Origin of the sequence: Pseudarthrobacter sp. fls2-241-R2A-168, from assembly GCF_030209335.1 — a bacterium.
Taxonomy (GTDB): domain Bacteria; phylum Actinomycetota; class Actinomycetes; order Actinomycetales; family Micrococcaceae; genus Arthrobacter.
On the sequence record NZ_JARVSG010000007.1, the window covers coordinates 62,765 to 84,206 of the forward strand.

Consider the following 21,442-nt stretch of genomic DNA (forward strand, 5'->3'; position numbering starts at 1 on the left):
AAGTCTTTCGCTTGGAGGAAAATACTCAGGTCCTGCACCGCAGCCTCAGGGGCCGGGCTTCCTACTTCAGAGAAAACGAGTCTATCGTGACTGGTTCCACAGGTGCGCCGTCTGTGTCGCTGCTGCCCGGTGTAATCCCGGCTGCAGCTATATTCGACACCACATCAAGCCCGGAAGTCACTCTTCCCACCACGGTGTAGCCCCCTGCGCTGTCCGCCGGGATGACCGTGTCCTTGTACACGATGAAGAACTGTTTCCCGTTTCCGAAGGCGTTGTTTCCGGTGCGTGCCACGGCGATGGTTCCGGCCGGATAGGTATTGTCGGCGGGCGTGTTTTCGAGGGGACCCCAGGTGTAGGTTGGATCCCCCTCCCCGTTGGGTCCGGATGCGCCGCATTGAAGCAGCCCGAAGGTATCGCCGGTGGTGAGGCGGTGGCAGGTTTTGGCATTGAAGTAGCCTTCGTCGCTGAGCGATTTGAAAACAGCGGCAGCCTGCGGTGCTTTCGTCCCGTCCAGCTCCACTGCAAGGGAGCTCCCGTTCAGGACCAGGTCGCCGGTGAAGGTCTTTCCGTCGGCCGTTTCCGCAGCAGGAATGTTGGGACTGTTGGTCGCCGGCGCGGACGGGCTTGTGGAGGCAGACGGGCTGGAGAGCCCTGCCTCGGCGGCGGCGAACTCCTCCTCGGTGGGATTACCGGCGAAAGCGGTCAGCTGAAGGACGACGGCGAGCACCACGGCGGCGGTTCCGGCACCGGCGGCGATCAAGTTGTCGCGCCTGCGCCGCTTCTCCTGTTCCCGGCGCAGCTCGCGCTTGGCTTCCATCTGCTGAATGCGCCGCCTTGCTTCGCGGGCACTGCGTGAACTGGCCGCCAAGGGTCCTCCTTATTGTCGGGCTGCTGCGCCCCGCGGCACGGGCCCCGGGCGCAGGTGTCTGACGGCCAAGCCCTGACGCGTCCGCTGCATTAGAGATGCTGGCGGATGACGCATAAACTGACTGCCGCACATAGTTTATGCATGACTGGCTGGACTGCCGCCGTTCCAGGCCCGTTTCGGGCCGCGCAAGTCCCAGGCACCCTTATCAAGAGGAGAAAATCCACCATGGCACGCACCGCCTCCCTGTCCGGATTCCCCGAGTGGCTTCCCGAGGAGCGGCTGGTGGAGCTGCACGTGCTGGATACGCTGCGCCGGGTTTTCGAGCTGCACGGCTTCGCTTCCATTGAAACGCGGGCGGTTGAAACCGTGGGGCAGTTGCTGCGCAAGGGCGAAATCGATAAGGAAGTGTACGGTCTCAGCCGGCTCCAGGAGGACGAGAGCGAGAACCCCGTTAAAGGCGGCAAAGCCGATCCACAAGCGCTTGCACTCCACTTTGACCTGACCGTTCCGTTCGCCCGCTATGTGGTGGAGAACGCCGGCTACCTCGCCTTCCCGTTCCGCCGTTACCAGATCCAGAAGGTCTGGCGCGGTGAGCGCCCGCAGGAGGGCCGCGCCCGTGAATTCACGCAGGCGGACATCGACGTGGTGGGGGACGGCGACCTGCCGTTCCGCTATGACGTCGAAATCGCGCTGGTCATTGCAGAGGCCCTCAGCGCCCTTCCCATCCCTGACTTCCGGCTCCGGATCAACAACCGCAAACTCGCAGAGGGCTTCTACCGCGGCATCGGCCTGGACGATACGGCCGGCGTGCTGCGCAGCATTGACAAACTCGAGAAGGTCGGTCCCGCAAAGGTCGCCGAACTGCTGAAAGCTGAACTGGGTGCAACCGACGAGCAGGCGCAGAAGGCTCTGGAGCTGGCCGGAATACGTACCGAGGACACGTCCTTCGTGGAACAGGTGCGCGCCTTGGGCGTCAGCAATGAGCTGCTTGAAGAAGGCCTGAATGAGTTGGAGCAGGTCATCGAGGCTGCTGTCCAGCGGGCCCCCGGCAAGGTGCTGGCCGATCTCAGTATCGCCCGTGGCCTGGACTACTACACCGGCACAGTGGTGGAAACGGTGCTGGTGGGCCATGAACAGCTCGGCTCCATCTGCTCGGGCGGCCGCTACGACGCACTGGCCTCCAAGGGCAACCGGAAGTTCCCCGGGGTAGGTCTTTCAATCGGCGTTACACGGTTGGTATCACGCATCCTCAGCCAGGACCTGGCCAAGGCGTCGCGCTCAGTTCCCACCGCCGTGCTCGTCTCCCTGACCAATGACGGGAGCTGGAGTGCCGCGCAGGACGTCGCGGCACAGCTCCGCAGCCGTGGAATTCCCACGGAGGTGGCAGCCAAGGCGGAGAAATTCGGCAAGCAGATCAAGTTCGCCGACCGCCGCGGCATCCCCTTCGTCTGGTTCACCGACGACGACGGCACGCACCAGGTCAAGGACATCCGCACCGGCGAGCAGGTAGTGGCATTCCCCGAGACCTGGACCCCGCCGGCGGAGGATTTGGCTGTCCAGGTTGCGTCGACGGCTGCGGTGGCTTCCGCAGTCTAGGACAGTTCCCAGCCGCTGAAGCTTTCGTCTTAGCAGCCGTTCTCATCACACCGGTGATTCGAGCTGGGCGCGTTTGGGCGCTCTCCCGCGCCCTTGCTCAGCACCGCGTCGTCCTGGCCAAATCCCTGCTGCGGTTGGGAGGCCAACCCCGGCCGTTGAAAGCGGAGGACTTTCGGTGACCCGCGTTCCCGGGAGCGGCGGCGCTGTTGAGGGGTAGGTGTGGCCGGTGGGTGTCCTTGTTTCAACTGAATGCCTTTGACCTGGCCGGGTGATTGTCTTTGCGGCCCAGCCTGGTGTTTCTTTGGTGTGGTTGCAGGTTTCGCAGAGGCCTTGGCCGTTGGTGCTGGTGGTTGGCCCGTCGTGGTGCCAGGGGATGATGTGGTCCAGGTGCCGGATGGGCGCGTCGCAGTAAGGGGCGCGGCAGGTGTCATCCCTGACCTGGATGAACCGGCGTAGTCCCGGCGGGAAGAGCCGGGCTTTGGAGTCCATCCCGACGAGCTCCCCGTGCGTCGGCGCTGTGTAGAGCCGGCGAAGCCAGACATTCAACTCTCTACCTTCCGGAGTGCCGACCGAAGGCGGCCTGCTTGGGCGGCCAAAACCAACGTCTCCGGTGCCCGCGTTAACACCGCCATCTGATCCCTGCCCTGCTGGTGCTGGGCCATCCGGCGCGAGCTCCGCAGATCCTTGGACGGCTGCTCCACCGCCGGTTGATCCCGCGTCTGACATCAGCTCGCCACGGATGGCCTTTCGAGCCCATTCACCCGGGACGATGCCGTAGCCGGTGAGTCGTGCGGGTTCGCTGTCGCCTTGGAAGAGGGTGCGATCGGTCATGACGAGCTGGAGGTCGATGCCTGTGTAGCCGCCCGGGGTGCCGGTGACGCGTTCGACCAATTCGTCGGCCATAATCGCGCCCTTCGGGCGCTCCTCCCCGGAAGACTTAAGCGCGTCGGCGTGGCGGGTCAGCGCCGCGTACATGGCCACGCCCTCGGCCACGGGCAGGAGGGCGGTCAGCCGGGTCATCGTGTCCGGAGCCGGACGCAGCGTGACCGTCCGCTCATTCACAGCCTGGCTGGCCCGCCGGGCAACCGACTGCGGGTCCCGCCGGTACGCAGCAGACCGGACCGCCGCGATGATGGACCGGTCCCCACAGCCGGCCAAGGTCCCGGTGTCGGCGGCGAGTTCCTCGTCTACCGCGGCCCGGTCCTCGACCGCCAGGCAGGCTGTTTCCTTCACCATCAGGGTGGCCCGCCACTCGTTCAACTGGCCCGATTCCAGCGCCGCGAACGTGTGGGGCATCTCAACCAGGGCTTTCCCCAAACCCAGCAACCGGGCGCCACGGGACGGCGACTCCCGACGCGCCAACGCGATTTCCGCGCCCACCCCGGCGCCGAGTTCATGAGCATGGACTCCCGCGGCAGCCTGTTCCTGCCGGGCGGCAAGTTCGTAGGCTACCGCGATCCGTGCCTGCTTCGCGGCAGCAGCGGACTTCACATCCTCCAACTCCCGCAGCTGGTCAATCTTTCCCGGCCCGTCCATAGCGACTGGGACAGCAGCCAGCAATTCAAGGACATCAGCAACAGAAGGAACAGCACGGTTTTGCACTGCGGCCGCCCCTGCCAAACCTCGAATCGCTTCCATAACCAAAGTCTTCCAGCGGCCCCAGCCAACGGCACGAACCCCACCGGCCCTATGTGGATAACCCGGGACATCAGCGTCAGGGCCCTCAGGAAGGCGCGCTTTCCGCTATAAGCGGCCAAGCCGCCGTCGGACACGCCCGCCCGCAGCGCTAACGCCGGAAGCGCAGAACCAGCCAGCGGCCCGCCACACCTAAGGCCAGGACAGCTGTCATGGTCAGCACGGATGCGGCAGGCAGGGTGAAGGCCAGCAGCAGGCAGCCCAGGAAGCCGGCGGCGTTCAACCACTTCGGCGCGTACCCGGGATGGTTCCGCAGGGTGAAGGCGGAGGCGTTGGCCACCGCGTAGTACAGCAGCACGCCGAAACTGGAAAAGCCCACCACCGTCATGACGTCGGCGGTCAGCAGGAGCAGGATTACGACGGCGGCCACTGCCAGTTCTGCAACGTACGGGACGGTGTGTTTGCCGCCGATCCTGGCCAGCGGGCGGGGAAGGTCGCGCTCCCGGGCCATGGCCAGCGTGGTGCGTCCCACTCCGGTGATGAGGGCGAGGAGCGCACCCAGGCAGGCTGCCGCCGCACCCGCCTGCACTGCCGGCGCGCCCGCCGCGAACTGGGACCGCAGGACGGCCTCCAACAGCGGCGTCTTCGTGGCCGCAAGCTGCCCACCGGGCAGGTGGTTGAGGAGCAGCAACGCCAGGGCCAGGTAGATGGCGAAGGCCGAAGCCAGGGCACCAAGGATGGCCCGGGGGATTGAATGGGCCGGGTCCTTCACTTCCTCGCCCAGGGTGGCGATCCTGGCATACCCTGCGAAGGCGAAAAACAGCAGGCCGGCGGCGGGCAGCACGCCAACCAGCCCGCCGGCGGACGCCGTACCCGGGGCCGCCACAGGATGGGGCCCGACCAGCGCGGCTACCGCAACGAACACCAGGGTTGCCAGTACCACGCACAGCAGGATCCGCGTCAGCAGCGCGGTCCGGGTGATTCCCAGCAGGTTCACCACGGTCAGCGCCACCACTGCCGCCACGGCCACCGGCACTGCATAAGCCGGCGCAACATAGCTCCCAAACGTCAGCGCCATGGCAGCACACGAGGCAGTCTTCCCGGTCACAAATCCCCAGCCGGCCAGGAAGCCGGGCCACTCGCCAAGCTGCTTCCGGCCATAGACGTAGGTGCCGCCGCTGGTGGGATATTTTGCTGCCAGTGCTGCGGACGCCACCGCATTGCAGTACGCCACGGCCCCCGCGATGACCACCGACACCGCCAGCAGGTTTCCGGCCAGCGCAGCGGCGGGCGCGAACACCACAAACACGCCCGCGCCCAGCATGGAGCCGAGGCCGATGGTGGTGGCGTCAAAGGTGCCAAGCCTGCGTTGCAGCTGCTGGTGTTCGCTCATGCGGCGGCGGTCCCTGGGTAGCGGGTAAACTCGAACGGGATCGTTCCCGGATCGATCCTATTTAACTTCGCTGTTATCTCCCCGTTGTTACCCCGCAGAAAGGCGTGCTGTGCTGCGCACACATGACCTCGGATCCCTTCGTTCCGAGCACATTGGACAGACCGTAACCCTCGCTGGCTGGGTGGGCCGCCGTCGTGATCACGGTGGCGTGGCCTTCGTTGACCTGCGTGATGCGTCCGGCGTGGCCCAGGTAGTGGTCCGCGAGGAAGAAGTCTTCCACGGCCTGCGCAACGAGTACGTCCTGCAAATCACCGGCACAGTCTCCAAGCGGCCCGAGGGCAACGAGAACCCTGCCCTGGCCACCGGCGAAATTGAGGTCATGGCGGACAAGGTGATCATCCTCAACACCTCCGAGCCGCTCCCGTTCCAGATCGACGAGCACGTTGAGGTGGGCGAGGAAGCACGCCTGAAGCACCGCTACCTGGACCTTCGCCGCCCCGGCCCCGCCCGCAACCTCCGGCTCCGCTCGGAAGCAAACCGCGTGGCCCGCGAGCTGCTGCACCAGGACGGCTTCGTCGAGGTGGAAACCCCCACACTGACGCGTTCGACGCCGGAAGGCGCCCGCGACTTCGTGGTCCCCGCCCGCCTGGCCCCCGGTTCCTGGTACGCCCTGCCGCAGTCCCCGCAGCTGTTCAAGCAGCTCCTGCAGGTGGGCGGCTTCGAGAAGTACTACCAGATCGCCCGCTGCTACCGCGATGAGGACTTCCGCGCCGACCGCCAGCCGGAGTTCACCCAGCTGGACATCGAAGCCAGCTTCGTGGACCAGGACGACATCATTGCCCTGGGCGAGAACATCGTCAAGGCACTATGGAAGCTGATCGACGTCGAGATCCCCACGCCGATCCAGCGCATCACTTACGCGGACGCCATGGCCCGCTACGGCTCGGACAAGCCCGACCTGCGCTTCGGCGTGGAGCTGACCGAGCTGACGGAATTCTTCAAGGACACCAACTTTGGTGTGTTCAAGGCGCCGTATGTGGGCGCCGTGGTGATGCCCGGCGGTGCCTCCCAGCCGCGCCGTACCCTGGACGGCTGGCAGGAATTCGCCAAGCAGCGCGGCCACAAGGGCCTCGCCTATGTCCTGTTCAAGGAGGACGGCGAACTCGCCGGCCCCGTGGCAAAGAACCTGACAGACGCGGAACGCGCCGGCCTGGCTGACGCCGTTGGCGCGAAGCCCGGCGACTGCATCTTCTTCGCTGCCGGCGAGAAGACTGCCGCGCGCGCCCTGCTCGGTGCTGCCCGCGTTGAAATCGGCCACCGCACCGGCCTCATCGACCCCAACGCCTGGGCCTTCTGCTGGGTGGTGGACGCCCCGATGTTCGAGCCCGCAGCAGCGGCCGTTGCCTCAGGCGATGTGGCCGTAGGTGCCGGCAAATGGACCGCTGTCCACCACGCTTTCACCTCGCCCAAGCCCGAGTTCCTCGACACCTTCGATAAGGATCCGGAATCAGCGTTGTCATACGCCTACGACATCGTCTGCAACGGCAACGAAATCGGCGGCGGGTCCATCCGTATCCACGAACGCGACGTCCAGGAACGCGTCTTTGAACTGATGGGCCTCGACCGGGAAGACGCCCAGACCAAGTTCGGCTTCCTGCTGGAAGGCTTCAAGTACGGTGCCCCTCCGCACGGCGGCATCGCCTTCGGCTGGGACCGGGTGGTGGCACTGCTCGCTGGCGTCGAGTCCATCCGCGACGTTATTGCCTTCCCCAAGACCGGCAACGGTTACGACCCCCTGACTGCGGCCCCGGCCCCCATCACACCGCAGCAGCGCAAGGAAGCCGGCGTTGACTTCAAGCCGGAAGCCAAGCCCACCGACGGTAAGTAGAGCATCAACCCGTTTGACCTGAAGGCCCTCCCGCAAAGGAGGGCCTTCAGGCTTATCGCACACAGGAGTCCACATGGGCTACGGCCTCCCGGGTCTGCATGATTTTGAAACGCTGATGGATGCTGCCTGGCCTTCCATAGAGCGGCACGACACGGGGGAGTGGGTCCTCCGCGCCGCGGAAGGTGTCACCCAACGGGCCAATTCTGTGTGGCCGCGGACCAGTGCCCAAGCGCCCGGCGATGCGCTCCGCGAAGCGGCGCAGTGGTACCGGGAACGGCGGCTTCCCCTGATCTTCCAGGTCACGGACGCACCCGCCAACGGCGCGTTGAACGACGTCCTGGACGGACACGGCTTCACACGCCAGTCGGAGACACTCATCATGGTTCGGAGCGCGGCGGCCGCACGCGTGCCCGCACGGGGTGCCGTTCCGGTGGAGATAACTGACCGGCCCGACGACGAATGGCTGGCTCTGTGGTGGAGCGTGGACGGCCGCGGCGGCGGGGCAGAGCTGGAGACAGCGCGTGCCATCCTCACCGGCTGCCCCTCGCTGTATGCCTTGGTGAGGGACGACGACGGCCGGCCCGCCGCCGTCGGGCGCCTCGCCCTGGTGGATGAAACCGGCGGGATTTACTGCATGGCCACCTCCCCGTCGCACCGCCGGCGTGGATACGCTTCCGAAGTGCTGCAGGCACTCCTGTCCGAGGGAAACACGCGTGGGATCAAGAGTTTCTGGTTGCTCGTCACCGCCGCCAACGAGGCTGCACAGCAGTTGTACGCCCGGGCGGGATTTACGGAATCCGGCCGCTACCTCTACCGTCAGCAGCGGCCGCGCCGGGCGCTGACGGGCTGCTGAGCCGGGCCTCAGCCGACCGGGGCGTCGGAAACCTGGACGCGAACTGAGCATACGTCAGCGGCGGCTTTCCGCAGCACTGCTGCTTTGGGATCCGGGACATCCAGGTAGGCCAGCCGGGGGAGCGCGGCATAGTCCTTCAGAGCCGGGTGCTGGAGCACAAGCCCCGCCAACGCCCGGTCACCACCGGGAACCACGTATTCAAACTGCCCGCTGGTGAATATCCGCAACGCCTGTTCTGCAACAGTCTGAACCAGCGCGTCCGCCTGGTTGGACCGGCGCCGTGCGAACCGCTGCTGCGACTGGCCGCCTGCCGCAGTCCGGGACTGCACATACGTCGAACCCACCTTCGAGGCCAACAGTGTTCCTTCACTCACTAGTGCCACACCGTATCCACCCCGGCGCACCAGCAACAGCCCAAGACGGCGCGGCTGCGATGCCAGGGAGGCGAGCCTTTCGAGTTCGTCCGCGCCGCGTCCCGGGCGGCCGTCCGCGGGCCAGGGAGCCTGCAGGAGCGCTTCGGCGCCGTCGGACGCCAGCAGGTGCAGCCCGTCGTCGTCATCCTTTACCTGGAACCCGCCGTGCGCCGCCCCGAACCTCTCCGCCCAGCCAGCCAGCCGGCTGCCGGCGATGAAGGCAGTGCGGACGGAGTGTCCGCGCTGTCCTCCTGCGGCGGTACGTGCGGGCATCAGGGCATCCTTGGCTGGGCGGCGGCTTCGGCGGGAAAGCCGACGGACTGGAAGTAGCCTATCTATGTGGATGATCTCTTCGGGCACGGGCCAGGCAATGATGACGACGACGACGCTCCCGTTGCCGCCGTCGGCCGGACTGCCGGGGGAGGAGGCAATGCCTCCCCGCGCGGTCCGCTCGCCGTCCGGATGCGCCCCCGCACCCTGGATGAGGTGGTGGGGCAGCAACATCTCCTGGGCCAAGGGTCACCATTGCGCCAGTTGGCTGCCGGGGCCGGAGCGGACACCTCCGGACCCGCGGGGCCTACGTCGCTGATCCTGTGGGGTCCCCCGGGGACCGGCAAAACAACCCTCGCGCACGTGATCGCCCGCGGACCGGGCCGGAAGTTCGTGGAACTTTCCGCCATCACCGCCGGCGTCAAGGACGTACGGCGCGTCATGGACGACGCCCTCACCGCGCGCGACCTGTACAAAACAACCACCGTCCTGTTCCTGGACGAGATCCACCGCTTCAACAAGGCCCAGCAGGATGCCCTGTTGCCGGGCGTGGAAAACCGGTGGGTGGTACTGGTTGCGGCCACCACGGAGAACCCCTCGTTTTCGGTGGTTTCACCGCTGCTGTCCCGTTCACTCCTGCTGACGCTCCGTCCGCTGACAGATGCGGATATTGAAGGACTATTGCAGCGCGCCGTGACCGATCCCCGCGGCCTGGGCGGGAAAGTGAACCTCACTGCCGAAGCACTCGACCACCTGGTCAGGCTTTCGGGCGGTGACGCCCGCCGTGCCCTGACCGCCCTGGAGGCGGCCGCCGGCGTCGCGTTCGGGGACGCAGATGATGCCGAAGACGGGCCGGTCGCCGTCGATCTGAAGCACACGGAACGCGCGCTGGACGTAGCGGCAGTGCGGTACGACCGTGCCGGAGACCAGCACTACGACGTCATCAGTGCCTTCATCAAGTCCATCCGCGGCTCCGACGTGGACGCCGCCCTCCACTACCTGGCCCGGATGCTCGAAGCGGGGGAGGACCCGCGTTTCGTGGCCCGGAGGATCATGATCTCGGCCGCCGAGGATGTGGGGATGGCTGACCCCACCGCACTTCAGACTGCTGTGGCGGCGGCGCAGGCGGTGCAGCTGATCGGGATGCCGGAGGGGCGCATCATTCTCGCCGAGGCCGTGGTGCACCTGGCCACGGCGCCGAAATCCAACGCCGCGTACATGGGCATTAACAAGGCCACCGCCGACGTCCGGGCGGGCTTGGGGATCGGCATTCCCGCGCATCTGAGGGACGCACACTACCCGGGTTCCAAGCAGCTGGGCCACGGCGTTGGGTACAAATACGCCCACGATGCCCCGCACGGGGTGGCCGCCCAGCAGTACCCGCCGGATGACCTGGTGGGGAAGGACTACTACCAGCCCACCGCCAACGGCGCGGAACGGGACATCGCGGTGCGGCTGGAGCGGCTGCGGAAGATTGTCCGGGGCAAGTAACCCCGTGGTAGGATGGATGTTTGTCTGGCAAGGCGCGGACGCACAATCTCCCCAATTTCACGTTGAGAAGGTTATGCCTGCGCCCAGTAGCAAAAGGCAGCGGTTGGCCGATGCTCTCCATCGTGGAGGCCAGTAACACTGACACACCGCAGATATTGGAAGGACACAAGTGGCTAACAACACTCGTGCTCGCCGTCAGGCCCGCCTCTCGCGGTCCCTCGGCATCGCTCTGACCCCCAAGGCCGCCAAGTACATGGAGCGCCGCCCGTACGGCCCCGGTGAGCATGGCCGTGCCCGCAAGAAGCAGGACTCCGACTACGCCGTACGTCTGCGCGAAAAGCAGCGCCTGCGCGCCCAGTACGGCATCCGCGAAGCACAGATGACCCGTGCCTTCGAAGAGGCCCGCCGCACCAAGGGCCTGACCGGTGAAAACCTCATCGAACTGCTCGAAATGCGCCTTGACGCCCTGGTCCTGCGTGCCGGCTTCGCCCGCACCATCGCCCAGGCCCGCCAGCTGGTTGTGCACCGCCACATCCTGGTTGACGGCATCCGCGTTGACCGCCCGTCGTTCCGCGTCGGCGAAGGCCAGCTGGTCCACGTCCACAGCCGCAGCGAAACCATGGTTCCGCTCCAGGTCGCAGCAGCAGGCGCCCACCGCGACGTCCTGCCCGCCGTTCCGGCTTACCTGGACGTCAAGCTGGAAGCCCTCCAGGCACGCCTGGTCCGCCGCCCCAAGCGGTCCGAGATCCCGGTGACCTGCGAAGAGCAGCTCGTCGTCGAATTCTACGCACGCTAAATCCCAGCAGCGTATCCAAAGAAGCCCGTGGCAAGCGCCGCGGGCTTCTTTGTATGTAAGGTACTTGGGGGACATCTGCGGAAGCGCGCTTTGCGAAGCACCCGCCGATGGCATGAACCACAGAATTTCGAGGAGATGAAACGTCTATGTCTGGTGGCGATATTGCCGGCCTGATCGCTGCCGGAGTGTTCGCGCTCCTGGTGCTGCTGCTGGCAGTGCCCATCCTGAAGCTGGGCAAAGTCCTGGACGAGGTGCGCACATCCATCCGGTCACTGAGCGACGGCGCGACGCCTTTGATGGACGAGGTCACCGCTACCGTGTCCACCACCAACCAGCAGCTGAAGAAGGTGGATGGCATTTCGTCCAACGTCTCGGATGCCTCGGCCAACCTTTCCGCGTTGTCCTCCCTGGTTGCCGCCACCGTCGGCTCGCCGCTGATCAAGGTGGCGGCGTTCAGCTACGGCGTCCGCACCGCGCTGGCCAACCGCAAGAAACCCGCTGCCGGCCGCCGCAGCCGCTGACCTTTCGGAGAACCTGAAATGAAACGACTTGTCTGGATGGGAATCGGCGTGGCCATCGGTGTCATCGCATTCCGCAAAGTGACTGAGGCGCAGGCCAGCATGCAGTCCACCCTCGGTCCGCAGGGCCTGAACCGGGCAGTGGGCCGGCTCACTGATGGAATTTACGACTTTGCCGATGCCCTCCGGGACGGCATGCGCGAACGGGAAACTGACCTCCGCGCCGCCCTCGGAGTGGCCTCGGACGAACTGGTCCGCCGCTGACCCCGGCATCCACCCCAGGCAGCGGCCCGGCCGCAGCACTTTAGAACCAACCGGCAGCAACCGTGCCAACGGAACTGCCACGTGAACGAATTTCCGCGCAGCCGCGCGGACCAAGAAGGGTAAGTAAACAGCTCATGAAGTCGCAGGAGATCACAAAGCGCTGGGTGGACTTTTTTGTCAGCAAGGGCCACACGGCGGTTCCCTCCGCATCGCTGGTCTCCAGCGACCCCTCGCTGCTGTTCACGGTTGCCGGCATGGTTCCGTTCATTCCCTACCTCACGGCCCGCGAGGTGCCGCCCTACTCCCGCGCCACCAGCGTGCAGAAATGCATCCGCACCGGCGACATCGAGGAAGTGGGCAAGACCGCGCGGCACGGCACCTTCTTCCAGATGTGCGGCAACTTCTCCTTCGGCGACTACTTCAAGGAAGACGCCATCAAGTTCGCCTGGGAACTGCTCACCACGAGCGTTGCCGACGGCGGCTACGGCCTTGCGCCCGAACTGCTGTGGGTGACCGTCTACGAAGAGGACGACGAAGCCAAGGACCTCTGGCTGAAGAACACCGGCGTCCCGGCCGAGCGCATCCAGAAGATGGGCAAGTCTGACAACTACTGGCACACCGGCCAGCCCGGTCCCGCCGGTCCCTGCTCCGAGATCTACTATGACCGCGGCCCGGCGTACGGTGTGGAGGGCGGTCCGCTGGCGGACGAGACCCGCTACATCGAGATCTGGAACCTCGTGTTTATGCAGTACCAGATCGAAAACGTCCGTACCAAGGAAGACTTCGATGTGGTGGGCGAGCTGCCCAAGCGCAACATCGACACCGGCCTGGGCATGGAGCGCCTGGCCATGATCCTGCAGGGCGTCGAGAACATGTACGAGACCGACCAGGTCCGTCCCGTCATTGACAAAGCCGCTGAACTTTCCGGCAGGGAATACACCTCCGCCGAGACCCCGGACGATCCCCACCACACGGACGACGTCCGCATGCGTGTGGTGGCCGACCACATCCGCTCGGCCCTGATGCTCATTTCCGACGGCGTCACCCCCTCCAACGAAGGCCGCGGCTACGTTTTGCGCCGCCTCATCCGCCGTGCCGTGCGCTCCATGCGGCTCCTCGGCGTCGAACAGGCCTGCCTGCCCGATCTGCTGCCCGCCTCCCGGGACGCCATGAAGGGCGTCTACCCGGTGGTGGACACAGACTTCGCCCGGATCAGCCGCATTGCCTACGCCGAAGAGAAGGCCTTCCTGCGCACCATCGCCTCCGGCACTGCCCGCCTTGAGGACGCCGTCAGGGAATCCAAAGCTGCCGATAAGCCGCTCTCGGGCGCCGACGCTTTCGCCCTGCACGACACCTACGGGTTCCCGATCGACCTCACGCTGGAAATGGCTGAGGAAGCGGGGCTCAAGGTGGATGAAGCAGCCTTCCGCAGCCTCATGCAGGAGCAGCGCCAGCGTGCCCAGGCCGACGCCAAGGGCAAAAAGGGCGGCCACGCCGACCTCACCGTGTTCCAGGAACTCCTCGGCCAGGGCGAGACCGTTTTCACCGGATACACGGAGCTCGACGGCGAATCACGCGTCCGCGGCATCCTCACTGGAGGGCGGCCGGTACAGCAGGCCTCCACCGGCGACGAAATCGAGCTGGTCCTCGCCGAAACCCCGTTCTATGCCGAAGCCGGCGGCCAGGCCGCCGATACCGGCCTCATCACCGGCGACGGCTTCGTGGTCGAAGTCCTCGATGTCCAGCGCCCGCTGAAGGGCCTGAGTGTGCACAAGGCGATTGTCCGCGAAGGCGAGATCGGCGCCGACTCACTGGTCCGGGCCGCCGTCGACCGGGAACGCCGGCACGCCGCCGAGCAGGCGCACACGGGCACGCACATCGTGCACGCGGCGCTGCACCAGATCCTCGGGCCGGAAGCCACCCAGCGGGGGTCCTTCAACAAGGCAGGCTACCTCCGCTTCGACTTCGCCTGGGGTGAAGGGCTGAGCACCGCAACCCGTTCCGAAATCGAAGAAGTGTCCAACCTTGCCATCCGCAACAACTACTCGGTGGAAACCAAGGTGATGGGACTCGCCGAAGCCAAGGCCCTGGGCGCCATGGCCCTCTTCGGCGAGAACTACGGCAGCGAGGTGCGTGTTGTTGAAATCGACGGCGCGTGGTCCCGCGAACTCTGCGGCGGAACGCACGTGGCCAACACCTCACTGATCGGCAGCCTTTCGCTGTTGGGCGAACAGTCCGTTGGCTCCGGGAACCGCCGCGTGGAGGCCTTCGTGGGCATGGACGCTTTCCGCCATCTTGCCGCCGAGCGCGCCCTCGTGACCGAACTGACGGACATGCTCAAGGTTCCGTCCGGCCAATTGGCCGACAGGATCGCCGCCACCCTCGCTAAGCTCAAGGCCACCGAGAAGGAGCTGGACCGCCTCCGCAAGGAACAGCTGGCTGCTTCGGCCGCCCAGCTGGTGAACAGCGCCAAGGACGCCTCGGGCGTCAGTGTCATTGCGCACGACGCCGGCCAGGTCAGCGGGGCGGACGACCTCCGCGGACTCGCACTCGACCTTCGAAACCGCCTGGGCTCGGCTGCGGCAACCGTGGCCGTGGCCGGTGTTGCCAATGACCGGCCCATGATCCTGGTGGCCACCAACGAGGCAGCGCGGGACGCCGGGGTCAAGGCAGGCGCTCTGGTCCGCGTTGCCGCAGGCATCCTCGGCGGTGGCGGCGGCGGCAAGGACGATGTTGCCCAGGGCGGCGGAACGGACGCAGCCAAGGTAGCTCCAGCCCTGGCAGCCGTTGTGGACGCCATCGCACGGCGATAAAGCACCCATGACCAATCCAACAGCTGCCGGCGGCAGCCCCCAGGGCGTCAAACTGGGGATCGACGTCGGCACCGTCCGGGTCGGTGTGGCCATCTGCGACCGGGACTCGATCCTGGCCACGCCGTACAAGACCCTGGACCGGAATCCGAAGAAAAACTCCGATATCCGGGTCATCGCCAACCTGGTGCAGGAACTCGGCGCGGTACAGGTCATTGTGGGCCTGCCCCGCACCATGAAGGGTGAAGAGCACGCCTCTGCGAAAATGGCCACGGAGTACGCCGGGCTGCTGGCAGCAGAGCTGGCAGCGCGGGATCTGGCCGTCCCGGTAAACCTGGTGGATGAGCGGCTGAGCAGCGTGACTGCGCACCGGAACCTGCATGAAGCTGGCATGAGCAGCAGGGACCACCGTAAAGTAGTTGATCAGGTCGCGGCGGCAGGCATCCTTCAGCACGCCCTCGACATGCAGAAAGCCAGGGGAGCGGATGTGGGCCGACGCGTCGCAGCGCCCTCCCTTTTCGTGGATCCGGGGACAAACGGCGCGGATGAGTCTGTCCGCGCCGCCCCGGAGGCCACAGACCGATCTTCAGATAATGGAAGGCAACAGTGAGCCCTGCCAACATTGACGACGCAACCGGTCCCTGGGACGCCGGGGCAGCGAGGCCGCTGACCCGCAAGGAGCTCCGGGCGCGCGAGAAGACCACCACAGCGCTCCAGGGCACAGTGCCGGAGCAGGCCTACGAAACAGGACATGAGGTGCCGCCAGTGCCTGCCGATCCACCTGCCGTGGCGGCGTCTTCCGCTGCTTCGGTTCCCAACCATCCGGTTCCTGAAGAGCAGCCCGTTCCGGCCGCTCCGGCCGCACCCCCGTCCATCCAGGATCTGCAACAGGAAGAGCCGCAGCCCGAGGCCGCCCCCGAGGCGCACCCCGCTGCGCAGCCCGGCGTCCATCACGCGGCCACCCACGAGCCGGACGCGCCGGCGACCGAGATCCACAACGTCGTTCACCAGGACGATGTCCACGCTTCCTACGAGCCGGCCCTTGCCGGCCACCAGCATGCAGCCGACGGGCATTACGACGGCGACGTGCACTATGCGGAGGGCCACGGCTACCAGGACGCCCTGCACCATGACGGGCCCCTTCATGATGATGGGCACTACGAGCAGGGACACTACGACGATGCGCAGTACGATGACGGGCACCATGATGACGGGCGCCACGACTTCCTGCCCGGCCCTGCCGCAGCAGCCGTAGTGGCCAAGCCATCCAAAAAAGTCCGCCGCCGCCGCAGGTTGCTGGCACTGTTCCTCACCCTTGCTGTTTTTGTCACCGCGGTCGCCGTCGGCGCACAGTTCCTCAAGCCGCTGCTGGGCAACGACAAGCCCAGCGATTTCCCCGGCCCGGGATCGGGCGAGGTTGTGGTGACTGTCCAGAACGGCGAAGGCACGCGTTCCGTGGCCAGCGCCCTGGAGAGCCAGCGGGTGGTGGCGAACGCTGACACCTTCCTGGCCGCATTCACAGCCTCAGGAGGGACCCTGGCGCCGGGCGATTACACGTTCAAGACGGAGATGAAGAACAGCGACGCCGTGAATGTGCTGCTCGGCCAGGACAAAACCAAGGTTATCTACTTTGCGCTCAGTGCCGGGCTTCGCATCGGCGAGTCCCTGCAGGCCATTTCGGAAGGGTCCGGAGTGTCCATCCAGGACCTGAAGGCCCTCAGCGACCAGCCGGCCCAGTTCGGACTGCCCGCCAGTGCGAAGAACCTGGAGGGCTTCCTGGCACCGGGGGAGCACCGCTACCCGCTCGGCACCTCCGCGAAGGACATCCTCCAGTCCCTGGTGAAGACCACCGTGGACGAGCTTGTCTCGCAGGGCATTACCGATCCGGCGAAACAGTACGAAGCTGTGATCGTCGCCAGCATCGTCCAGGCCGAGGGTGGCCAGGCGGACTACGGTGACGTGGCCGGCGCCATCTATAACCGGCTCAAGCCCAATGACCAGACCGGCGGGTTCCTGCAGGTGGATTCAGCCGTGACCTACGGGCTGGGCACCAGGAGCTTCAACTTCACCGACGAGCAGCGGCAGGACAAGTCGAACCCGTACAACACCTACGCCAATCCGGGCCTGCCTCCCGGGCCGATCGGTTCTCCGGGCAAGACGGCCATCGACGCTGCCGCCAAACCGAAGACCAACGATTTCCTGTACTGGGTGACGATCAACCTTGACACCAAGGAGACCAAGTTCTCCCGCACCCTGGCGGAGCACAACGGCTACGTTGAGCAGTACAACGCGTGGTGCACGGCAAACGCCGGCCGCTGCACATGAGCCTCCGGGCAGCCGTCCTGGGCCACCCGATCAGCCACTCCAAATCACCGGCGCTGCACCATGCGGCGTACGGCAGGCTGGGCATCGGCATCAGCTATACGGCCATTGACGTCACAGAGGAGCTGTTGCCCTCGTTGATGCGCCAGGTCCGTGACCAGCCGGGCTGGCGCGGGCTGTCCGTCACCATGCCCTTGAAGGCGGCCATGGTGGGCGAAGTGGATGAGGTCCGCGGCGTGGCCCGGACCCTGGGCGTGGTGAACACTGTGTCCTTCGAGCAGTACGGCGGCGGCTTGCGCACCATCGGTTCGAACACGGATGTGGCAGGAATCGTCAACGCGGTCCGCCACGCTGGCGCCCGCACGCCGTCCGCGCCGGTTGTCCTGGGCGGGGGAGGAACAGCGGCAGCTGCCGTGGCGGCATTGAAAGAACTCGGCGCCGGTTCTGCCCGGATCTTCGTTCGGGACCCTGCGCGCACAGCCGACGTCCGAAGCGCGGCGGACAGCCTTGGCCTGGCTTTGGACGTCCAGCCACTGGCCGAGGCTGCGGCACCCACGGCCGCTGCCGACGTCGTAATATCCACCCTGCCGCCGCGGGCGGCGGACGGACTGGCGGCCGAAATCGCCGCCCTGAAAAGCCCCACACCCGGTGTTTTGCTCGATGTTGCCTACGATCCCTGGCCCAGCCTGATCGCGTCCGTATGGAAGACGGGCGGTGGCGCTGTGGTGCCCGGCCTTGAAATGTTGCTCTACCAGGCCGTGGAGCAGGTACGCCTGTTCAGCCGGCTTGAAGACGAAGTTAATGCATCCGTCATAGATGTGATGTGTGACGCAGTCGGCCTTCCCCGACGGGCGTTGTGACCGCCATACGTGGCAGGATGGAAAATATGTTGCGTTGGTTGACTGCCGGTGAATCCCATGGTCCGGCTCTGATGGGAATTATTGAAGGCGTCCCCGCCGGTGTTGAAATCACCAGCGGGCACATCGCCGATTCACTGGCCCGCCGCCGCCTGGGTTACGGGCGCGGCGCACGTATGAAGTTTGAACAGGACGTGGTGACCATCCTCGGCGGTGTCCGGCACGGCGTCACCCAGGGCGGTCCCGTGGCTATCCAGGTGGGCAACACGGAGTGGCCCAAATGGGAACAGATCATGGCTTCGGACCCGGTTGACCCGGAACTTCTTGCCGACCAGGCCCGCAACGCCCCCCTGACGCGTCCCCGCCCCGGCCACGCTGACTTCACCGGAATGCAGAAGTACGGCTTCGATGAGGCCCGCCCCGTCCTGGAACGCGCCAGTGCCCGTGAAACCGCCACCCGCGTAGCACTTGGTACGGTCGCAGCACAGTTCCTGAAGCACCTGGGGATTGAACTCGTCAGCCACACCGTGTCCATCGCCAGTGTCACGGTCCCGGAGGGGCGGCCGTTGCCCCTGCCTGCCGACGTGCTGGCCCTGGACGCAGACCCGCTGCGCTGCTTCGACCGCGAAACGTCGGACGCGATGGTGGCCGAGGTGGACGCCGCCCACAAGGAGGGCGAAACCTTGGGCGGCGTTGTTGAAGTCCTTGCCTACGGTCTCCCGCCGGGACTGGGAAGCTATGTCCACTGGGACCGCAGGCTCGATGGCAGGCTTGCTGCTGCCCTGATGGGCATCCAGGCAATCAAGGGCGTGGAAGTAGGCGATGGATTCCTCACCGCTGCCCGCCGCGGCTCCGCCGCCCACGACGAAATCGTCAAGGACACTGACGGCCGGATCACCCGGACCAGCAACCGTGCCGGCGGCATTGAGGGCGGCATGAGCATCGGCGACGTGCTCCGCGTCCGCGCGGCCATGAAGCCCATCGCCACCGTCCCCCGCGCCCTGAAGACCATCGACGTCAGCACCGGCGAACCGGCCAAGGCCCACCACCAGCGCTCCGACGTCTGTGCCGTGCCGGCCGCCGGCGTTGTTGCCGAAGCCATGGTGGCGCTGGTCCTGGCCGAAGCTGTCAGCGAAAAGTTCGGCGGCGACTCCGTGGCGGAAACCGCACGCAACATCAAGGGTTACCTGGACAACATTCCGGCGTCCCTGGACTCGATCGGCCGGTAAGTGCCCCACCGCAACAAACCCCTGGCCGTCGGCCGTCCCGTGGTCCTCATCGGGCCCATGGCAGTCGGCAAATCCGCCATCGGCCACCAGCTCGCCCAGCAGCTTGGTGTCCCGTTCGTGGATACCGACGCCGTCATCGTGGCCGCCCACGGGTCCATCGCGGATATCTTCGCAGGGCGTGGCGAGCACGCCTTCCGCGAAATTGAGGCACGGACGGTGGCCGACGTCGTCGAAGCGGCAGAAGGCACCACCACCGTCGTCTCCCTTGGCGGCGGCGCGGTACTTGACTCGGGAACGCAGCAGCTCATTGGCCGCTGCACCGTGGTGTACCTCGAGTGCGATGCCGATACCGTTGCCGGCCGCATCGCCCGGAACTCCGGACGGCCCCTGCTCGCAGGGGATGCGATGGGCCGCTGGACAGCCATGTTCGCCACCCGCAAGCCGGTTTACGAGCGGCTGGCAGATATCACCCTGGACGTGCGCCACGGCTCGGTTTCCGAGCTGGGACGCCGACTGGAAGCAGCACTGCGGGACTACGCAGCTGCCAAACAGGAAGTTGAAAAGTGAGCGCCGAATCAACAATCATCAAGGTCACCGGCGAGTCCGCCGCCAACAACTACGACGTAGTGGTGGGGCGGGGGCTGCTCGGAGACCTTCCCGGCCTGCTCGGTGAGCGGGTCCGGCGGGTCCTGGTCATCCATCCGCGCGCCCTCCGGCTCACCGGCGATACAGTCCGGGACGAGCTGGCCGCGGCTGGTTTCACCTCGCTGACGGCTGAAATTCCCGACGCCGAAGAAGGCAAGCACATCCAGGTGGCCGCCTTCTGCTGGCAGGTCCTCGGGCAAAACGACTTCACACGCTCCGACGCGATTGTCGCCGTCGGGGGAGGGGCCGTCACGGACCTTGCCGGCTTCGTGGCTGCCACCTGGCTGCGCGGCGTCAAGGTCATCCACATGCCCACCAGCCTGCTGGGCATGGTGGACGCCTCCGTGGGCGGAAAAACCGGCATCAACACCGCCGAAGGCAAGAACCTGGTGGGTGCCTTCCACCCGCCGGCCGCCGTCCTGGCCGATCTTGACACGCTGAACACGCTGCCCAAAAACGAGATCATCTCCGGCATGGCGGAAGTCATCAAGTGCGGGTTTATCGCAGATCCCGCCATCCTTGACCTCGTTGAAAAGGACCCGGACGCTGTGGTTGATCCGCAATCAGCCGCCCTCCGCGAGCTCATTGAGCGGGCCATCGCCGTAAAAGCGAAGGTGGTTTCCGAGGACCTCAAGGAGTCCGGCCTGCGCGAGATCCTGAACTACGGCCACACCCTGGGCCACGCGATCGAACTGGTGGAGCGGTACTCCTGGCGCCACGGGGCCGCCGTCTCCGTAGGCATGATGTTCGCCGCCGAGCTCGCCCGCAGCGTGGGCCGGCTCAGCGATACCGACGCCGACAGGCACCGCAGCATCCTGGACGGACTGGGGCTTCCGGTCACCTACCGGAAGGACCGCTGGCAGGGCCTGCTCGACGGAATGCGGCGGGACAAGAAGTCCCGCGGCGACCTGCTGCGGTTCGTGGTCCTCGACGGCGTGGCCAAGCCCGGGATCCTCGATGTGCCGGACACGTCGCTGCTCTTCGCCGCCTACCAGGAAATTGCTTCCTGATGCACGGCGACAGGGAAGGCACAACGGACTGGCCGGAGGCCGGATTCCCGGGTATCCGCATCAACCCGGAATCACTGCTCCCGGAAATTGTCAATGAAGACGCCTGCCGGGAAGCCCTCGCGGTCTCCACCGACCCGGCCGACCACATTTTTGTCCTGCTGGTGGAAGGGCATGCTGCCGAGGCTGCCGAACTGCTGGCAGAAGCCCGCTTCAAGGATCCCGAATCTTTCCGGCTCCGGGCCTTCGAGGCCGAAGTGCTCCGGGTGTCCAACCGCCTGGACAGGGCGGTGGAACTGTTCCGCCAACTGCTTGCGGAAGTACAGGGGACGCCCCGTGAGGCGCTGGTCCTGCAGTTCCTGGGCAAAACACAGTACACGGCAGGCCAGACCTCCGCTGCCGTTGAATCCTTTGCCCGCGCGCTGGATCTGCGGGTGGCCGAGTCGGCGGATGCAGCCTTGATCTACTCCTCCACGGTGGCTCTCCAGCGCGCCCGGGACGTGCTGGACCTGGCCTGCTGACGCCGGACAGCGCACCGTCACGGGAGGCCGTACCGGGGGCACCCCCGATTTACCGGTAGAATGGTA

At 66.1% G+C, this 21,442-nt stretch carries 19 protein-coding genes; 15 read left to right on the top strand and 4 right to left on the bottom strand.

The features are described from left to right. Positions 1–61: 61 nt before the first annotated feature. Positions 62–868 carry a peptidylprolyl isomerase gene (locus QRN11_RS05500; RefSeq protein ID WP_142059345.1) on the bottom strand — a complete coding sequence of 269 codons (807 nt, stop codon included), beginning with the start codon at positions 866–868 and terminating at the stop codon, positions 62–64. 225 nt (positions 869–1,093) lie between these two features. Between QRN11_RS05500 and hisS the strand changes: the two genes are divergently transcribed. Then, complete coding sequence (gene hisS / locus QRN11_RS05505) at positions 1,094–2,464, top strand: histidine--tRNA ligase (protein WP_142059343.1); 1,371 nt, start codon at positions 1,094–1,096, stop codon at positions 2,462–2,464. 45 nt (positions 2,465–2,509) lie between these two features. On the opposite strand, the gene QRN11_RS05510 is transcribed toward hisS, so the two are convergent. Next, positions 2,510–4,102, bottom strand: a complete 1,593-nt coding sequence (locus QRN11_RS05510) for an HNH endonuclease (protein ID WP_502935014.1) — start codon at positions 4,100–4,102, stop codon at positions 2,510–2,512. A 148-nt stretch (positions 4,103–4,250) separates the two neighbouring features. Beyond that, a complete protein-coding gene (locus tag QRN11_RS05515) occupies positions 4,251–5,492 on the bottom strand; it encodes an APC family permease (RefSeq protein WP_142059339.1) in 1,242 nt (413 codons plus the stop codon). Between the two features lie 109 nt (positions 5,493–5,601). Between QRN11_RS05515 and aspS the strand changes: the two genes are divergently transcribed. Both aspS and QRN11_RS05525 read left to right on the top strand, forming a co-directional pair. Next, positions 5,602–7,380 (top strand): aspartate--tRNA ligase, encoded by a 1,779-nt coding sequence (gene aspS, locus QRN11_RS05520; protein WP_142059337.1) that lies wholly within the window; start codon positions 5,602–5,604, stop codon positions 7,378–7,380. Between the two features lie 73 nt (positions 7,381–7,453). Continuing rightward, positions 7,454–8,233, top strand: a complete 780-nt coding sequence (locus tag QRN11_RS05525; protein ID WP_285250192.1) for a GNAT family N-acetyltransferase — start codon at positions 7,454–7,456, stop codon at positions 8,231–8,233. An 8-nt stretch (positions 8,234–8,241) separates the two neighbouring features. On the opposite strand, the gene QRN11_RS05530 is transcribed toward QRN11_RS05525, so the two are convergent. Next, complete coding sequence (locus QRN11_RS05530; protein WP_142059333.1) at positions 8,242–8,919, bottom strand: acVLRF1 family peptidyl-tRNA hydrolase; 678 nt, start codon at positions 8,917–8,919, stop codon at positions 8,242–8,244. A 66-nt stretch (positions 8,920–8,985) separates the two neighbouring features. On the opposite strand from QRN11_RS05530, the gene QRN11_RS05535 reads away from it, so the two are divergent. The 12 genes from QRN11_RS05535 to QRN11_RS05590 all read left to right on the top strand — a co-directional run bounded on the left by QRN11_RS05535 (position 8,986) and on the right by QRN11_RS05590 (position 21,376). Continuing rightward, positions 8,986–10,407: a replication-associated recombination protein A gene (locus QRN11_RS05535; RefSeq protein ID WP_142059331.1), complete on the top strand. Its 1,422-nt coding sequence runs from the start codon at positions 8,986–8,988 to the stop codon at positions 10,405–10,407. Positions 10,408–10,576: 169 nt separating this feature from the next. Continuing rightward, on the top strand, positions 10,577–11,203 hold the full coding sequence (rpsD, locus tag QRN11_RS05540; RefSeq protein WP_015937210.1) for a 30S ribosomal protein S4: 627 nt from the start codon (positions 10,577–10,579) through the stop codon (positions 11,201–11,203). Between the two features lie 146 nt (positions 11,204–11,349). Further along, positions 11,350–11,724 carry a DUF948 domain-containing protein gene (locus tag QRN11_RS05545; RefSeq protein ID WP_050054932.1) on the top strand — a complete coding sequence of 125 codons (375 nt, stop codon included), beginning with the start codon at positions 11,350–11,352 and terminating at the stop codon, positions 11,722–11,724. A gap of 18 nt (positions 11,725–11,742) precedes the next feature. Further along, positions 11,743–11,985: a hypothetical protein gene (locus QRN11_RS05550; RefSeq protein WP_181762575.1), complete on the top strand. Its 243-nt coding sequence runs from the start codon at positions 11,743–11,745 to the stop codon at positions 11,983–11,985. A 134-nt stretch (positions 11,986–12,119) separates the two neighbouring features. Then, the gene (gene alaS / locus QRN11_RS05555) at positions 12,120–14,798 is read left to right on the top strand and encodes an alanine--tRNA ligase (protein WP_285250193.1); all 2,679 of its coding nucleotides are present in this window, start codon (positions 12,120–12,122) and stop codon (positions 14,796–14,798) included. Positions 14,799–14,805: 7 nt separating this feature from the next. After that, positions 14,806–15,405 carry a Holliday junction resolvase RuvX gene (ruvX, locus tag QRN11_RS05560; RefSeq protein ID WP_091419860.1) on the top strand — a complete coding sequence of 200 codons (600 nt, stop codon included), beginning with the start codon at positions 14,806–14,808 and terminating at the stop codon, positions 15,403–15,405. Further along, positions 15,402–17,120: an endolytic transglycosylase MltG gene (mltG, locus tag QRN11_RS05565; protein ID WP_091419862.1), complete on the top strand. Its 1,719-nt coding sequence runs from the start codon at positions 15,402–15,404 to the stop codon at positions 17,118–17,120. The genes ruvX and mltG overlap by 4 nt, the downstream gene beginning before the upstream one ends. Further along, complete coding sequence (locus QRN11_RS05570) at positions 17,117–17,977, top strand: shikimate dehydrogenase (protein ID WP_091420021.1); 861 nt, start codon at positions 17,117–17,119, stop codon at positions 17,975–17,977. The genes mltG and QRN11_RS05570 overlap by 4 nt, the downstream gene beginning before the upstream one ends. A 26-nt stretch (positions 17,978–18,003) precedes the next feature. Continuing rightward, positions 18,004–19,203, top strand: a complete 1,200-nt coding sequence (gene aroC, locus QRN11_RS05575) for a chorismate synthase (RefSeq protein WP_142059327.1) — start codon at positions 18,004–18,006, stop codon at positions 19,201–19,203. 57 nt (positions 19,204–19,260) lie between these two features. Then, complete coding sequence (locus QRN11_RS05580; RefSeq protein WP_370455834.1) at positions 19,261–19,770, top strand: shikimate kinase; 510 nt, start codon at positions 19,261–19,263, stop codon at positions 19,768–19,770. Further along, positions 19,767–20,858 carry a 3-dehydroquinate synthase gene (aroB, locus tag QRN11_RS05585; protein WP_285250194.1) on the top strand — a complete coding sequence of 364 codons (1,092 nt, stop codon included), beginning with the start codon at positions 19,767–19,769 and terminating at the stop codon, positions 20,856–20,858. Before QRN11_RS05580 ends, aroB begins: the two co-directional genes overlap by 4 nt. Next, positions 20,858–21,376 carry a tetratricopeptide repeat protein gene (locus tag QRN11_RS05590; RefSeq protein ID WP_142059323.1) on the top strand — a complete coding sequence of 173 codons (519 nt, stop codon included), beginning with the start codon at positions 20,858–20,860 and terminating at the stop codon, positions 21,374–21,376. The genes aroB and QRN11_RS05590 overlap by 1 nt, the downstream gene beginning before the upstream one ends. Positions 21,377–21,442: the final 66 nt, after the last annotated feature.

Bases quoted from the DNA above. Each gene is read 5' to 3' on its own strand.
- hisS (WP_142059343.1), top strand. From the start codon at position 1,094: ATGGCACGCACCGCCTCCCTGTCCGGATTCCCCGAGTGGCTTCCCGAG.
- QRN11_RS05510 (WP_502935014.1), bottom strand. From the start codon at position 4,102: ATGGAAGCGATTCGAGGTTTGGCAGGGGCGGCCGCAGTGCAAAACCGT.
- QRN11_RS05515 (WP_142059339.1), bottom strand. From the start codon at position 5,492: ATGAGCGAACACCAGCAGCTGCAACGCAGGCTTGGCACCTTTGACGCC.
- QRN11_RS05525 (WP_285250192.1), top strand. From the start codon at position 7,454: ATGGGCTACGGCCTCCCGGGTCTGCATGATTTTGAAACGCTGATGGAT.
- QRN11_RS05530 (WP_142059333.1), bottom strand. From the start codon at position 8,919: ATGCCCGCACGTACCGCCGCAGGAGGACAGCGCGGACACTCCGTCCGC.
- QRN11_RS05545 (WP_050054932.1), top strand. From the start codon at position 11,350: ATGTCTGGTGGCGATATTGCCGGCCTGATCGCTGCCGGAGTGTTCGCG.
- QRN11_RS05550 (WP_181762575.1), top strand. From the start codon at position 11,743: ATGAAACGACTTGTCTGGATGGGAATCGGCGTGGCCATCGGTGTCATC.
- alaS (WP_285250193.1), top strand. From the start codon at position 12,120: ATGAAGTCGCAGGAGATCACAAAGCGCTGGGTGGACTTTTTTGTCAGC.
- ruvX (WP_091419860.1), top strand. From the start codon at position 14,806: ATGACCAATCCAACAGCTGCCGGCGGCAGCCCCCAGGGCGTCAAACTG.
- QRN11_RS05570 (WP_091420021.1), top strand. From the start codon at position 17,117: ATGAGCCTCCGGGCAGCCGTCCTGGGCCACCCGATCAGCCACTCCAAA.
- aroC (WP_142059327.1), top strand. From the start codon at position 18,004: ATGTTGCGTTGGTTGACTGCCGGTGAATCCCATGGTCCGGCTCTGATG.
- QRN11_RS05580 (WP_370455834.1), top strand. From the start codon at position 19,261: ATGGCAGTCGGCAAATCCGCCATCGGCCACCAGCTCGCCCAGCAGCTT.
- QRN11_RS05590 (WP_142059323.1), top strand. From the start codon at position 20,858: ATGCACGGCGACAGGGAAGGCACAACGGACTGGCCGGAGGCCGGATTC.